Source organism: Acetobacter zythi, from assembly GCF_963921165.1.
In the GTDB taxonomy this organism is placed as follows: domain Bacteria; phylum Pseudomonadota; class Alphaproteobacteria; order Acetobacterales; family Acetobacteraceae; genus Acetobacter.
Map to the genome: position 1 here is coordinate 17,430 of NZ_CAWUEO010000023.1, position 14,845 is coordinate 32,274.

Sequence of the window (14,845 nt, forward strand, 5' to 3'; positions counted from 1 at the left end):
TAAAAAATTACCGTCACAGTTCCGGAACTAATAAATCCTTCTAAATCAAGGATTTATGGTGCGAACTGCGGGACTCGAACCCGCACATTGTCGTCGCCCATAGGTTTTTACCCAGGGAAATTCCCCTTTGTTTCGAACAGTGAAATTTCTACGCTAAACATTATGGGAAAGGCAAATGCCGGTTCAGGGTGAGGCCTATATGGAGGGATATTGTTATAAGTCTCTCTTGAAGGTCGATAGGCTGATTGGGGGGGGGGCGAAAGGTCTGCTTTTAGATCCTACTACAAACAAGCAGACGTCGTTGATTAGTCTCCTTCGCTTCAAACGAAAAATTGATTACTTAAGACTCTCCAAATCATCTAGGAATTCTGATCCCGGTTCTATCCCCGACACCCAAAGCGCATCTCGCGCCCGCGTGCAGGCCACATAAAGAAGGTGACGCTCAGTGGCGTAAACTTCTTCGAGTTCACCTTCATCTGCAACCTGCTCGATCCGCGATTGAAGCGGGATAACCTCGTCGTCACACGCCATAACCACGACAACCCGGAATTCCAGTCCTTTTGCCAGGTGCATCGGCAGTATGGAAACGGAACCAGGCGTAAGGACAAGCGTGTCGTCCAATATTGTAGCCGTCATTCTGGCTGCACGAACGGCAGCCTTCGCCCGGTTGATCTCGGATCGGGAGCGAACAAGAACAGCGATCTCCTCCGGCAGACAGCCTTCCTTCATGCGTTCGGCAATCCAGCGTCCCGCCTCAGCCTCTTCTGTCTTAGCATCATCAAACAAGGCAATAATTGGCGTTGGGCCATCGAACAGAGAGACCGTCTCGGCCCGTTCGTCCACAATACCGTCAGCATCCGAGACGGATCGGGAGAGGAGCCGGTCTGCGTGCGTTCGGATCTGATGCGAGGTGCGATAGTTGATCTTCAAGGTGGACGACCGGCCTCGAACATCAATCCCCATTGCCTTCCATGAAAAAGGCTGCTGGAAAATCCGCTGGCCAAGATCGCCTGCAAAGAACAGACCGTTTTCCTTTCCACCAACAAGAGCGGAAAGGAAACGCGCTTCGGCGATATCCAGGTCCTGCGCCTCATCCACGATGACAAACCCATAAGGAGGCGCCAGTCGTCCAGCCTGCAATGCATCGGTCAGAGCCAGAAACACATCGGCCATGGTCATCAGGCCGTCCTGGGCAAGTGACTTCCGTAACGATTCAAAACACGTCCAGAGAGATGCGCGCTGCTTTTCACCCAGGCGGGCCTTACGTCCCATGCGTGACGCTGTGCGATAGGTCTCCCAATCACGGATCTGGCGCGCATCTACCACATCGCTCCATTCCCCGAACAAAAAGGATAGCGAAAACCGGCTGTCCGCTGCATCATTCGCGATTTGTGTCAACCGCTCCTGAATATCGGCTGAGAAGGCTATGAGCGGCTTTTTCCCCGTCAGGGTCGTGTAAAGCCCCAGTCCCGTTTGCATCAGACAACTTACGTCAATCCGGGAGGCGAGCGAACTGTCGTCCGAAACTAACAGGGACACCCGTGTCGCCAGCGCACGTGCCAACGGACCGGAAAAGGTTGTGAGTAGGACGCGTTCGTTCGGATGAACTCGTGCCAGATGTACAGCGCGATGTAGAGCAACGATCGTCTTTCCCGTTCCCGCGGAACCCATTACCCGCGCAGGCCCAGAGAATGACCGCTCCACCAGTGCCTGCTGTGCAGGATGAAGGAAAATGGCCCATTTGTCCCATGGATAATCCAACGCGCGGCGCAGTTCCTCCACTCCATGCAGCACGCGGAAACGACGTTGAGCATCGGGATGGGCGAAGCCCTGAACCTCTTTTTCGATCCGTGCCGGAGCTGGCTTTTCCCCTACTGCCAACGCCATCAATGCCTCTGCCGCCTCGCCAGGTAAGTGAGGGAGCAGATCGAGCAGCGCATCTTCATCACTGACGGCCAGAACATCCGCCAGCCAATCCGCTGGCACTCCGAAGGAAAGCAGTTCCGCCTCGGTGCGTCCCGCGAACAGTCGCTTTTCTCGCAGAACAGGGACGGGCAATTCTTCAACCCGTTCGCGGATTTCCACCATCTGCATCGCGCCAGTCGCAGGGTGAACCTCAATCCGCCGTCTCTCGGCCCAACGATAGGCGTCATCGTGGTGGTCCACCCAGACGAGCATCAAACTGCCTGCCATACGATGAACGATTAGGCGGATATCCCTGTTCACCCGGACAGACCAGAAATGCGGATCTTTCGCATGGTCGATGCGGTGGAAGCTCAGTCCCTTGCCGGTCGGGTCAAGTTGTAAATCCAGCGCCGTGATCTTCGCGGCTTTCTGCTCCTGCCCCGAAAGCCGCGCAAGGCTCGCAGTGAACGTGTCAGCAATGCGAAACTCGGTCATGAGATATCAAACACCTTCATCACCTCATCGCCAAACTGGTTGATGACTTTCACGGCAATCCGTCCGGTCTCTGGTTTCGGGAAGGGACGCGAGACCTCACTGTTCAGGCTGGTCCAAGCTTCTTCGTCAATTTCCGCTTTCAGTGTCGTCTTCAACGCCTTGTAAGGATCGTTTGCGCCAAGGAAGTAAGCATGACGCACAAAGAAGCTTTCCTCGTTATAGTCCGTATCAATCATCCACAGAGCGATATCCTCTGGCCCACCCGACACAACCTCGCCTGTCGAAGGCTTGAACACGTCCACACCATGGATGCGAACACGAATTTCTCCATCTTCCGTTTGTTCAATGCCTATATCCGGCTCACCAAACACGACGAACAGGTTGCCACTTGATTTCAGATCCGTCTGCATATGGAGGTCCGGGTTCATCCGTGCGCGCAAGACTTTCAGGCGCCCAAGGCTATTGAACTCGGACGCATTGGCTTCGTAAGCAAACGCACAGGAAATCAGCACATCAAATCCGGCGTCCCCAGCTTCACGGGCTGCCGAAGTCAGGTCAGGTTTCGTCACAGTTCCGAATTCAGGACCAATCAGGATACCAGCCCGCCGCTCGGTCTCGCCCTCCATGAAGCGCCCTTCAGCACAAAGCATTTTGCCCGGCCAGACATCGAGCGATGTGAAGGTAATCCGCTCGCGCTTGTCGCCCTGCTGTACGCCGGCTTCACGCAGGGTCGTCAGGATCATGGTGACGAAATCACGCACGGATGGATCGCGCGAGGGCGCCGTCGGCTTGCCGGGGTCGAAGAACTGATCGTCCGTGCCAACCGCCAGCATCCGATGTGGCGAGAGAGACTCAACCGTAAACGGTCCGCTCACCCGCACCTTCGAGCGGTCTTCGTAGGGCTTGTCATAGAGATACTCGGTATCCGCCTTGGCAGCGATGGAAGCGTCGATCTCCTTCTGACGGGCAATGCGCTGCTCCCACCATGCTGCGTGCGTTTTCCGTGCAGCTTCGGGCCAGTTCGCCTCTGCCTCACGCGGAATTTCCCATTCCTCCCGATGCTGGCCAAGGGATTTGTTAAGTTCTGCCCGCAGAGGCTCCAGCCGTATCTGGAAATCTTCCCAGATCACGTCGATTTCGGCATTGTTGGCGATGGATTTCAGGGTGATATGCGACACGCGCTCATAGACAAAGCCATGCTTAAGGTTGCCATGCGTCGGGTGAGATTTCGGAATGGACCGCGTAACTTCAGCCTCCTTGCGTTGCCCTTCCGGACTGTCAGCAAGGAGATAATAGGGGTAACGGGCACCCATAAGCCGAGAGCGAGCAAGTGCAAGTGCTACACGGGATGTATCAATAGTAATCCAGCGCCGCCCGCGTTGCTCGGCAACGTAGGCTGTTGTGCCCGACCCACAAGTAGGATCCAATACAAGATCACCTGGATCGGTGGCCATAAGCATGCAACGTTCTATGACTTTTGCAGCAGTTTGCACTACATATTTTTTATCAACAGCAAACGTACTTTCTATAGTATCATCCCAGAAAGCATTTATCTTCACAACAGGAAAATCTTTTTCATATCTTTTATATGCAAGCGTATCGGATACACCAATAATTCTTCCAGACTTACTTAATACATTCAATCCCACATAATTCGTCTTCCAAAATGTATTCTTTGAAGGCTTGTAATTTTTATTTTCGAAATTGAATGCGAAGCTGGATTTTTCTCCTCCACTTTGCGATACGAGAATAGATGTTTGGAAAATATTATCTCTTTCTAAAATTCCAAAATTTTCCTTTTCATGCTTCTTCAATCTTCTTGGAAGGAAATCGTCATCAACCCAATTATACCCTGACTGTATCATCGAAATAGGGCGTGATTTATATAAATCCCTATATTTTGTGATTTTTTTATTTTTTGAAAACCAGCATATGTAATCTGATATATTATCTATAAAATTTCCTCCCTTGCCTCCTGTTTTCTTGAAAGATATTTGTGCAATAAAGTTTTCCTCCCCAAATATCTCATCCAGAACCGCCCGAACACGATGAACGTTTTCATCCCCAATTTGAACGAAAATACTCCCACTTTCTGTCAGCAAATCATGCGCCACGGTCAGTCTGTCACGCAAATAGGTTAGATAAGAATGAATCCCATCACGCCATGTGTCACGAAACGCCTTGACCTGCTCTGGCTCCCGCGTCACCTGATCGAGCTTGCCATCCTTCACATCACGCGAGGTTGTACTCCACTGGAAATTCGAGTTGAACTTGATCCCGTAAGGAGGATCGAAATAGATGCATTGCACCTTACCCCGCAAACCTTCGCGCTCGGCGAGACTGGCCATCACCTGTAAGCTATCGCCAAGGATCATGCGGTTCGACCAGTGCTGGTCGTGACGGTAGAATTCGGTTTTTGCCTGACTGTCCGGCAGGCCGTTAAAATCGCCGAACAGATCGGGGGCATCATCCTCAATGCGTGCTCGGCTTTGCCGTTTGAGATCTTCTATCAGCGCCTGCGGATGAACTTTCTCCTGAATATACAGGGGCGGCGCGGACACACTGAGGGCTGCTCGGTCTTGTTCATCCTTCCCGCGCCAGACAAGTTGCGGGTCCAAGTCGGAGTTGCGGGGATAGAGCAGCGTCTTCGGCTTGCGGTCCTCTGCCTCCATGATGGATTCAAACTCGGCTGTCGGGATGTTCCGCCGCGTGGCTTCGTCGTGACGATAGCTGCTTATGGCATGCTTTTTTGTTTTCGTCCCTTTTGTCGCGGGCTTTGCCTTTGTACGTGACGTCGTAGCTATATTTTGAGATGAGGCTTTTGGTGCTTCGACGACGGAGGCTCCAGCAAGATGCACAGAGCCCCCCCTTCCACGTCCGTTTGCAATCGTCCCGGCAGTAAGCAATGCGTCTTTGACCTCTCTATAGTCACTCTCGTCCCAGCCCAGTCTTTCACGAAGAGTGCCGTTACCGGCTGATCCACCTTCAGCACGAAGGGCTTCTAAGAATTCGTTGTTCCGTGTGTCCGTCATCGTCTCGCTCTCTTAAGCCACTTCTGTTGTCTTTGTTGTCGAGGCGGCACGCAAGCGATCCACCAATTCGTTGAATTTGTCTTCGATCTCGAAAACGTCTTTGAATTCCTCAAAAGCCCAGCGTCCACAGGTTCCTAGATGATTCACACCGGGAATCCACAATGTGCGCATTGTCTCGGCCTTGGCTTTCGCGTCTTCCTTTCGATACCCCTTAATTTCGACCACCAGATTGAGTGGATCTGCTTCTCCATCATTAATGCGGACGATAAAGTCGGGCCGGTAATGGCGGGAAACATGGCCATCATTGTAAGGCACTTCGAAGCCAAGTCCCTGATTTTTTACATAGGCCAAAACGTGAGAGTTCTTCTCCACTACACGGCAGAACTCCGCCTCCCAGTCGCTGTCGCAAACGACCACGTTGATATGGCTTTTCTTTGGATCGGTTTTCCATGTCGTCTTTGTTGTAACGAAACTTACATCGGCCGATGAGCCGATCGGCGCGAAAGGATCGGGCACGACGATGACCGGTTTTTCACCAATATTGGCGCGCGTGATGGCATTCTTGATTTTCTCCGCTGCCCGCTCCGCAATATCAGGGCGAAGCAGGAGCGCAGGATAGGTTCCGCCTTTGCAGACGAGATGACTGTCTATCCATTCCCGAACGATCCGACGAATGGGGCCGAAGAGGTGCAAAGGCGGGTCTTCCCCCGCATCTCGATAGGTTCGAGTAATGAGATAGGTCGCAAGCTTGAAGATAATAGTGGAAGAACGGGCATCTTTCATGTCAGCAAGCGTAAGATTGTTACTCTCTCCAATAATACCCGCATTCTCTGTGTTTGTCGGACCAACAAGATCCGGCGTCAGTTCCAGTGTGGAATCTGGAGTGAACTCCGCTTTAGCTGTCTGGCTGGGCAATTCTGTACGATAGGCCGCCACACGAGGAAAAATGATTTCCAAAGCATCCCGGTCAGGACGCACAGCATGAACATGCGTGGTCGGTTTTGGGGTAGCCGGGACTGAAACGACGGGCTTTGCAGTAAAGTCGAACGGGATGCCAAGGATGTCGGCGTATTCGGGGTTTAGCAAGCCGTCTGCGTTCAGCTCATAGGACTGACGGCGCAGAGCACGACCGACGACCTGCTCGCACAGGAGCTGCGTGCCAAAGGCACGGACGCCAAGAATATGCGTGACGGTATTCGCATCCCATCCTTCGGTAAGCATGGAGACGGAGACGACACAACGGATCTGCGCGCCCAGTTTGTCGGACTTGCCAACGGTGTTCATGACTTCGCGCAACAAAGTCGCGTCATCAATCTTGGCTGCTGCCTGCGGGTTGCCTTCACGTTCTGCAATGTCGCGGCGGAAGCGTTCGATCTCGTCGGACGCAGCAGCACGGAAGCTGGGATCGAGAGCTTCCCCAGATTCAAGCTGGGCGCTGTCGATCAGGATGGTGCGCGGGCGGGAATAACGCTGATGATTTTCATCGTAATTGGCAAAGAGCGGGAAACGCCCTGTGTTTACGACTATTTCGTTACCGTCTTCGTCAATCTCGCTCCATCCAGAGATGTATTTATAGACGAGTTCGGAAGTCGTCGTGTTGTTGCAGACGACGATGAAGACCGGCGGCACGTCAATGCCTTGCTGCTCCCAAAGCTCAAAGACCTGGCGGTAGTGTCCATAAAGCGCGTCCAGCGCGTCATAGAGTAGATGCGGCAATTTTTCCGGATCAGCCACAGCGCTGCTACCGCGGCCTTTCTTGGGCATATCCTTGCCGATATTATCCCACAGATTGCGCAGCAGCGGCATCCGGCTGCCGGGCACGTTGTCGGAAATCGGGACGCGGGGCAGTTTTACGATCCCGCATTCGATGGCATCCATCAGAGAAAAGTCACTCATCGTCCATGGGAAGAGTGTGCCTTCTGCGTAACCTGAGCCTCGGAGGAAGAATGGCGTTGCGGAGAGATCGAAGATCGTTGCGATGCCAAGTTTACGCTGCACGATTTCAAGGCCGGACAGCCAGAGCCGGGCAGCCTTGTTGTTCTCGTCGGCTTCCGCCTTGTCGTCGCCCTTGAGTGTCCCTTCCTCGTCCGTTGTCGGCTTCTCGCGATAGCAGTGATGCGCTTCGTCATTGAGCACGACAACACGTTTGAGACCCATCAGTTCGGGCATGACCCGCTGAAGCATCTGTCCTTCTGTTTCCAGTGTCTGGACCGTTTCCTCTCGCCAACCCTCAAGAACCGTGCGAGTACCTTTTGCAAGATCCAGCCGTTCACGCAGCTTGAAAGCATGGTAGTTGGTAATGACAATCCGGGCCTTCATCACGTCTGGCATCATGTCGAGTGGAACAATTTCGCGCGAGCGGTAATAGCTGTCCGGATCGTTGGGGAGCAGGACACGGAGCCGGTCCTTGATTGTAATGCCGGGGGCCACGATCAGGAAGCCTGATGAAAACAGTTTGCTCCCTGGATGACGGACGGCGTTCACGGTTTGCCACGCGATCAGTAGAGCCATAACGGTCGTCTTGCCGGCCCCGGTAGCAAGCTTGAGTGCAAGGCGGGACAGTCCGGGATTGGCGCCGTCGTTGGCTTGTTTGAGATGCCTGATGAAACGTACGCCCCGATTACCCAGCTTGGGCGCGACCTCAGTTAACCAGATTGCCGTTTCGACTGCCTCGAGCTGGCAGAAGAAGGGCTTGATTCCGCTGAAATTATGGTGCCGCCAATGACGAAGCAGCCGTGCGGTTTCAGGCGTCACACCCCATTGGTCCGGGTTGGGAAGCTGCCGCCATGCATCGACGACTGCACGCACCTCGTTGATGAGGCGGCTATGATTGTATTCCTGCTCTTCGGAGGAAAGCCCTTCTGCATCTGTGTAGACCAGACTGGCTTGAGCTGCTGTCGCCTTGGTTTTCTTGGGTTTGGGAACCGGCGTAACGAATTCCGCCGCTCGCCGTGATTCTACAAGGATTCCTGTTGGCTGCCCATGTTCGTCTAGTGCCCAGTGAAGCGCCGGATATCCATAAGGGGAGTTGACGACGGGGCGGAGGAAGAAGTCGTGTTGCATCAAACCGGATAATCCAGACAGCAGAGGGATATTGAAATCAACTTTAACAAACAATTTGCAACCCGGCGAGGTATTGCTCACAGGCTGATATAGAAGATTGATAATGCCTTTTTTTGGTGTAAGCTCAATTTTGTTGCTCAAAATCTCGTCTTGAGATTTTTGACTGCTTCTCTCTCCCCTTGAAACAACCAGGTACAACGCGTCGGCGGTTAACCCGTCCTACACAAGGCATGGACCTATCTGCTCCGGCATCAGCAATTTTGAAGACAGTTGGGATTTACTGAGCCGACCAATCAGATGAGACATGTTCTCATGTCCGCTTTTTGGTTTTCCCAAAATTTGTAACGAGATCCGCCATGACGGCGAAAACAGACGTGTAATGGAAGCAAAAATTTCAGTCTGTCCGTTTTGTTGCTAATGCATAAATTTCATTATCGGTTCTACGGCCAACGGCAATCACATAAATGACGATACGTTCGTCTATGACCTGATAGACAAGGCGATACCCGTCTTTAAGAAGTTTGATTTTATAAAATCCAGCCAGATCACGATGAAGCTCATTTCCCCGGGAATGAGGATTCCAGATTAATTTCTCCATCTTCTTTTCGAATTTCTTGCGGACACTTCCGTCGAGCGCATCCCATTCTCTCAATGCCCTCTCATCGAATTCAAGCGAATACTCTTTCATTCGTGATGACGGCTCTTCAGTTCTGCAAAAGTCATGCGGTGTTTTGGGGCAGGGTTTTTAAGGCGTTCTCGTACAATTTCGAGGAGGTGGGCATCCTCATCCGTGACAAGCTGACGTTTAACGGGGGACCGGCCGGTTTCTGCGATGTAGGCCAAGGTATCGCGCAATGCATCGGAAAGAGAGATACCTTGCGCTGATAGTTTCTCAACGGCAGCCGCCTTCAGTGTTTCATCTACCCGAAATGTAACAGCGGACATGGAAGATCTCCCTTATTTGTATGAACATGTGTATCACATACGTTTATACAAATGAAGTGTAATCGTATCGGCGGGTAAGCGTCTGTTAAAATCTGACCGACGATCAAAACTGCCTCCTCATGCTTTGGAAGGTACTGAACCACTGGACCACACTGCGAGAGGATCGCCAGTTTGTAAGGCGTGCCTACAGACAAGCCAGTCAGGACGGGGATGTCATGCCCGAGGCTGTTTTGAAGCGTATGGTGATTCTGGCTGATCTTGTTCAATTTGAACTTCCCATCAACACGATTGATGATCTGATGAAGCGGGTCAGTTTTCAGATGGACACAAGGAAAAGCCGCCAGATGTCGGAGGCGATAAATCTGGAAGTGATCCTGCGTGATCTGGCGGCTGTTCGGCAGACCCATATCAGTGAGACTGAAGAACTGAAAACGCACATCAGGGAGACTGAGGCTCCGGAACCCCCCGATCCTGTGCAAACGACATGTCCGCCCAAGCCCAGACACAATACGGCTACAGGGCGCAGGAAGGAGATTGAGGCCATCCTTGCCTCCCCGGACAGTCAGAAAATGACGTTGCGTGAGATTGCCAATCGGGTCGGTGTATCACCAGCAACGGTTCTGAATATTCGGCGCAGGATGAAAAGGGTGCGTTCAATTTGAACATGAGGTCACAGAGGGTGAGAGGCCTGTCGCGTTTCTCTTTCTGTGATCTCTTGCTCCAATCATCACTCGCTATGGGCCAATAATATCGGCGGTTATGGGATGGAACTGCGCAGCCATGGGGTATTGCGCTGATTGGTGGGCTGCTGGCAAGTCAGGCCCAGCCCATGTTCACGATCAAAGCGTTTGATGGCAGATATGGGGGGGAAGCGGAAGGTCCGTTTACGAACGGAGACTGGAGTAAGCCGATATATAGTTTAGTCATGATAAATCATAAATTGCTTTAATAAGAAACTCTCTTGATTTTTCTATTATCAAACATGTGGACAAATCATTTGCATCAATTGTTATTTTATGCACTCTCAAAGAGTTTGCTTTATTTATTTCCCACGCAACCCATGGAGATTTCTTTATAGAACTAGTGCTTAATAGTAAAAAAATATCTGCTTCCTGAAGCTCATTTTTCACTCTTTCTTGTTTATCCTTAGAATCATTGTGCAGAATATCAATATATACATCTCCAAGATCAGATAGTTTTCCTGCAAGAGAAGATAAAAAATCTCTTGTTATCACACCATCCCTAGTCGTGTAGCTTACGAATATTTTCATACTTTTTGCACGCAGCAATGCATTATATTAATAGTTAATTTTGTTAATAGAAACAAAAGAAGTATTGAAATAAAATACATGTAGAGTATCATTGATTTGTTAAATATAGACATAATAAAAGAATTTTTTATAGGTTCTGAATTATAATTACCTTGCTCATTCCTGTTTGAAATTTTATTTTGTATGGAGGAAAGTTTTTGCCTATTAGCTCTTTGATAATAATAGGCTGTAGAATCACACATCCAGAATCCTATTGTAACAAATATACAAATTAATGGAACAAATATAAGAGTGCCTTGTGAATTTATTTTTAACATTGCCGCTATAATTATACCGATAGCTCCAACGCATAATTTTTTATATTCGAAACATTGATTGCTAATTTGCATAATAGATTCGTGGTATTGATCTATGCTACTGAAGTCTAATTCATCACTTAAGCTTTTTTTATATTCTTTCACATCATCACTCATTTTTACAATCCCAAAGAAAAACGTGTGTTTTTAATATACCTCGATTGTAAGACTGTGCACAATGATCAGTTATTATTTAATTTTTTTTGACACATGACGCAATCACCGACGGCGGAATCACAATATTTTATATTACTCCAAGAACGCAACTTTCCATGACGCTGTTAAGGATTCACGCGACAAGCTCGAAACCATCCGTGGATCAATCCCATTTAGCAGAAAATATGTTGATATTGTCATTACCTAGAAGTGTTCCGATCTTAGAATCCGACAGATAACATTCGTTCGTGTGCATTTCAGCGATACTCGCAAGTAATGCAAATCAAAAAGTTTCGCACCTCTAGCACTTGATGATATTAAACCGCATCCAAAATCGAGCAGTCCGCTTTACGACTACCAAATGGCTATGCACCATGTCCGACAAGTAGGCGATTGCCGCCTGTCTGCTGTTGCCATGCCGAGGAATAAGGGAAGTGGGGAATGGAAAGGGGCGTGTTTCAGGCACGGGCTGAGAAACGATCCCATGCGGTAATTTCACGGGTGAGCAGGGCGACCTCACGAAGATAGATTTCTGTTTTCAGGAAATGCTGTTCGTCTTCTTTTTGCGCCTGCGGCACTTCGGTAAACCACGCTTTGGGGCGACCATCTGTGCCGTCATTCCAGCGGTAGCCACGGGCCTTGAGCTTATCTTTAAGGTCAAAGGGGGCATTCTCCGCCCAGATCTGCCAGCGGGGTTGCCGCGCTTCCTGAAGCAGGGCGGAGAGGGCTGGGGTCTGTGTTTTAGGCAGACGTGTGCTGAGTAAGGTCACACCAGCCAGACAATCATCAGCGGCCCGGTGTCCCTCAAAAAACCACCCGGCCTGCATGACGAGATAACCAAGGCTGCGCCCTTCATAGCCTTCTGCCTGCCAAGGCACATCTTCCATGGAACAGGCCCAGGGTAGTGTTGAAAACCCCTCCCAGAAGCGTTCGGCAAACAGTCTGTCAAAGCGGGCGTTATGGGCGACGATGTCCGCCGCTGCCGACAGTTTCATGCTGCGCGGTTGTTTGGACGAGGATTTCTGCCCATCGGGTTTATCTTCATTGTGAGGCAGGCTGGTCTGGATCAGGCCACAAAGCGTGGTGATCTGGTTTTGTAAGCCCTGTTTTTCGGTGACAGCCCACACTTCCCGTTTTTCGAGGGTGTGCCTGAGTTGTCCCAATCCCTTCAGAAGGCCTTCCATGTGAGGCAGGACCGTATTGAGGAAGGTTGATTGCTTGGTGACCAGATCGGCTTTTTCAATGAGATGCTGGGCGCGCTCGGCTTCGAGCACTTTTGCGGCACTGTCTTCCTGAGCTTTCAGAGCGGCCTCGTAGCTGTCAATCAGGTCGCGATAGAGGGCCAGAAGGTCGTCTTTGGTGGGGTGTTGCATCTTGCCTGCTCTGAAAAGCTGTCCCGTCCTGGCATACAGGGCGGCTGCACGTTCACGGGCGACCAGTTTATCAGAGGTATGGAGGACAAGGGAAATCTCGGTCTTGCCCAACAGGGGGCGGAGCAGTGCCGGGACGATGCGGCGGAAGTGATAACGAGGCTGTCCTGTGCGTCGGGACGGGATGGCGCGGAGCATGAAGTTTTCCCATTATGGGAAAATTCCCTCTCGGACAAAATACCTCTGTTTTTCAACAGTTTGTGGTGCGAACTGCGGGACTCGAACCCTCATCAACCCGCAGTAGCACTTTTCTAACCCGTTGAAACAGCAAAAAGAGTAGCGACGTGCTGTCTTCTGATTACTGAATTCCTTATATCGTTGGTTAAACATTCTGGGAAGTGGTTATGCTCGAAATTATGTGGAAAGAAATTATCTTTTATCTCTAAATATATGTGAATTTAATAACTGTCATTGTGATATTCATTCCGAAATTATATTCGTCTGAAATTCATTTTCAGATTGCGGATATGGATTTGTATAGGAAAGTATTTTTTCAATAATTTTTCCATAAATTCTTATACCTTCATTGTAAAGAGCCTTTTCTAATACTGTGAGAAATAATAGCCAAGGTTCAGCCCAGTCTGGATTAGTTTCTTCTTCAATTTTAGCAAGAATTTGAGTCATGAATTGCCGTTTATGGCCGTCCACTACGCTGAAAGGCATTAATTTTCCCTCTGCATCTATTGCATAGCCATCAAACCAATTGGGATTTTTGTCGTAGAGTTCAGAAATCCAATTATCTGGAAACAGCCCCTCTATTGCGAAGCGGTCTCTTATAATAATAAAATTCTTGTTTGCTTCGAATGGAATTCGTTTTTGGCCTAAAAATCCTTGCAATGCTTTGCGACATTTATCACCAGCTGCGTCTCCGTCGATAAGTATTACGCAAGGGCGTTCTTCTCGAATGAATTGATATGTGGCGCGTACAAACCCCTCCAACCCAGTTACCCCACCTTGATCTAAGTATGAAATTGCTTTTGAAGTAATGATAGGAAAATCGATCGCACGATTTATTTTTTTAATATAGTTTCCAAAAAATTCTAGGTACTCTCTATCTGTTTCTCCTTCAACAATAACGTTAAAATGATTCAAGTTATAGAAATCACTAAATTTAACACCCAGAGATTTTCTAATTTTGTTTGTTGCTTCATAATAGGTTTTAAATACATGGGCTTTTGTCCAACCTTCTAGGCGTTCGATTCCTAACGTTCTTCGTGGATCTTGAGGGACAAATCCTAAGGAGTGAGTTGTACAAATTACTTGTGAACAGTCTCGGAGTTCGTCAATCATTCTGTCGCATTGTGATGCAAGTTCTGGATGTAAATATGACTCAGGTTCTTCCAGTAGCCAGATGACATTTTTATCATCTTTTATTTCTTCAAGCGTAATCCAATTAAACGAAGAAAGAATTGCAGCAGATTGGATTCCCATTCCTTTACTAAAAATACTAGTTTTTTCTGGATCACTTAATGAGAAATCAACTTCTTTAAAAAAACGATTGGGATCTGAAGGAAAAGTAAAAGAGCTTTTGAGCCCATTGATGCTTGCTTTTTGTAGAGAAAGATTAAAGCTTTTTGCAACGGAATCCATTGCTGAGCTTATTATTGTCATGTGTGGAGTAAGGGCACTAAAGGCTTTTTTTAATAAAAATGGAAGAATTAAATCATTATAAAGCTGTTCGCTACTTTTATCTGATGGTATATAATGAACAGAAAATTTGTTAAAAATAATATCCATGAAAGATCGCTCAAATCTTGAGTAAGAAGCTTTTGTGGTTGCAATGGTTGGTCTTTTTGAATTGGGATAAACTCTATAGATTGGGTTTGAGGAAGATGAGAAGGTCAAATATACTGTTATTTCGTTGTTTTTTGGTTTATCAACCTTTAATAATTCCGTTATATTTTCTATAATGTTGTTTATTTCGTCGCTGTCGCTTTGTTCTATACGGAAAGTAATGGATATATTAGTTTGATTTCTTCCTTGTCCAAAGCTGAGATCACTCTCTCTGTTATATCCAAGAGAGTTGTTATAGCCAGTAAAAAATAGCCTGATCGCTTTCAGTAAGTTTGTTTTCCCAGCATTGTTTGGGCCAACTAACGTCAATCCCTTGTCAAGATCAGGTAATACTTCGTCTAAAACAGTACGATAGTTACGAATTCGTGCAGAAATAATCTTCAAGGGTTAACTCCATG

10 protein-coding genes are annotated in these 14,845 nt (G+C 48.9%); 1 reads left to right on the forward strand and 9 read right to left on the reverse strand.

The window, feature by feature from the left end:
- Window positions 1-336: 336 nt before the first annotated feature.
- The 5 genes from AABE20_RS08670 to AABE20_RS08690 all read right to left on the reverse strand — a co-directional run bounded on the left by AABE20_RS08670 (window position 337) and on the right by AABE20_RS08690 (window position 9,440).
- Complete coding sequence (locus tag AABE20_RS08670; RefSeq protein WP_212345523.1) at window positions 337-2,400, reverse strand: 3'-5' exonuclease; 2,064 nt, start codon at window positions 2,398-2,400, stop codon at window positions 337-339.
- Window positions 2,397-5,432 carry a site-specific DNA-methyltransferase gene (locus AABE20_RS08675; protein ID WP_338332695.1) on the reverse strand — a complete coding sequence of 1,012 codons (3,036 nt, stop codon included), beginning with the start codon at window positions 5,430-5,432 and terminating at the stop codon, window positions 2,397-2,399. Before AABE20_RS08675 ends, AABE20_RS08670 begins: the two co-directional genes overlap by 4 nt.
- Before the next feature lie 12 nt (window positions 5,433-5,444).
- The gene (locus AABE20_RS08680; RefSeq protein WP_338332947.1) at window positions 5,445-8,495 is read right to left on the reverse strand and encodes a BPTD_3080 family restriction endonuclease; all 3,051 of its coding nucleotides are present in this window, start codon (window positions 8,493-8,495) and stop codon (window positions 5,445-5,447) included.
- Window positions 8,496-8,889: 394 nt separating this feature from the next.
- Window positions 8,890-9,183, reverse strand: coding sequence for a type II toxin-antitoxin system RelE family toxin (locus AABE20_RS08685; RefSeq protein WP_212345505.1), 294 nt, complete (start codon window positions 9,181-9,183; stop codon window positions 8,890-8,892).
- Window positions 9,180-9,440 carry a type II toxin-antitoxin system RelB/DinJ family antitoxin gene (locus AABE20_RS08690; RefSeq protein ID WP_212345502.1) on the reverse strand — a complete coding sequence of 87 codons (261 nt, stop codon included), beginning with the start codon at window positions 9,438-9,440 and terminating at the stop codon, window positions 9,180-9,182. Before AABE20_RS08690 ends, AABE20_RS08685 begins: the two co-directional genes overlap by 4 nt.
- 215 nt (window positions 9,441-9,655) lie before the next feature.
- On the opposite strand from AABE20_RS08690, the gene AABE20_RS08695 reads away from it, so the two are divergent.
- Window positions 9,656-10,102, forward strand: a complete 447-nt coding sequence (locus AABE20_RS08695) for a hypothetical protein (protein WP_338332696.1) — start codon at window positions 9,656-9,658, stop codon at window positions 10,100-10,102.
- Between the two features lie 261 nt (window positions 10,103-10,363).
- Here the strand turns inward: AABE20_RS08695 and AABE20_RS08700 are convergent, their stop codons facing one another.
- From AABE20_RS08700 to AABE20_RS08715, 4 genes are all read right to left on the reverse strand, one after another.
- Window positions 10,364-10,711, reverse strand: coding sequence for a TIR domain-containing protein (locus AABE20_RS08700; protein ID WP_212345451.1), 348 nt, complete (start codon window positions 10,709-10,711; stop codon window positions 10,364-10,366).
- Window positions 10,708-11,184, reverse strand: a complete 477-nt coding sequence (locus AABE20_RS08705; protein WP_212345448.1) for a hypothetical protein — start codon at window positions 11,182-11,184, stop codon at window positions 10,708-10,710. The genes AABE20_RS08700 and AABE20_RS08705 overlap by 4 nt, the downstream gene beginning before the upstream one ends.
- Window positions 11,185-11,681: 497 nt before the next feature.
- Window positions 11,682-12,791 carry a 3'-5' exonuclease gene (locus AABE20_RS08710; RefSeq protein WP_338332697.1) on the reverse strand — a complete coding sequence of 370 codons (1,110 nt, stop codon included), beginning with the start codon at window positions 12,789-12,791 and terminating at the stop codon, window positions 11,682-11,684.
- 282 nt (window positions 12,792-13,073) lie between these two features.
- Complete coding sequence (locus tag AABE20_RS08715) at window positions 13,074-14,831, reverse strand: ATP-dependent nuclease (protein WP_338332698.1); 1,758 nt, start codon at window positions 14,829-14,831, stop codon at window positions 13,074-13,076.
- Between the last annotated feature and the right edge of the window lie 14 nt (window positions 14,832-14,845).

What these genes read in the sequence shown, in the direction of transcription:
- AABE20_RS08670 (WP_212345523.1), bottom strand. Translation starts at nt 2,400, where the DNA reads ATGACCGAGTTTCGCATTGCTGACACGTTCACTGCGAGCCTTGCGCGG.
- AABE20_RS08675 (WP_338332695.1), bottom strand. Translation starts at nt 5,432, where the DNA reads ATGACGGACACACGGAACAACGAATTCTTAGAAGCCCTTCGTGCTGAA.
- AABE20_RS08680 (WP_338332947.1), bottom strand. Translation starts at nt 8,495, where the DNA reads ATGCAACACGACTTCTTCCTCCGCCCCGTCGTCAACTCCCCTTATGGA.
- AABE20_RS08685 (WP_212345505.1), bottom strand. Translation starts at nt 9,183, where the DNA reads ATGAAAGAGTATTCGCTTGAATTCGATGAGAGGGCATTGAGAGAATGG.
- AABE20_RS08690 (WP_212345502.1), bottom strand. Translation starts at nt 9,440, where the DNA reads ATGTCCGCTGTTACATTTCGGGTAGATGAAACACTGAAGGCGGCTGCC.
- AABE20_RS08695 (WP_338332696.1), top strand. Translation starts at nt 9,656, where the DNA reads ATGCCCGAGGCTGTTTTGAAGCGTATGGTGATTCTGGCTGATCTTGTT.
- AABE20_RS08700 (WP_212345451.1), bottom strand. Translation starts at nt 10,711, where the DNA reads ATGAAAATATTCGTAAGCTACACGACTAGGGATGGTGTGATAACAAGA.
- AABE20_RS08705 (WP_212345448.1), bottom strand. Translation starts at nt 11,184, where the DNA reads ATGAGTGATGATGTGAAAGAATATAAAAAAAGCTTAAGTGATGAATTA.
- AABE20_RS08710 (WP_338332697.1), bottom strand. Translation starts at nt 12,791, where the DNA reads ATGCTCCGCGCCATCCCGTCCCGACGCACAGGACAGCCTCGTTATCAC.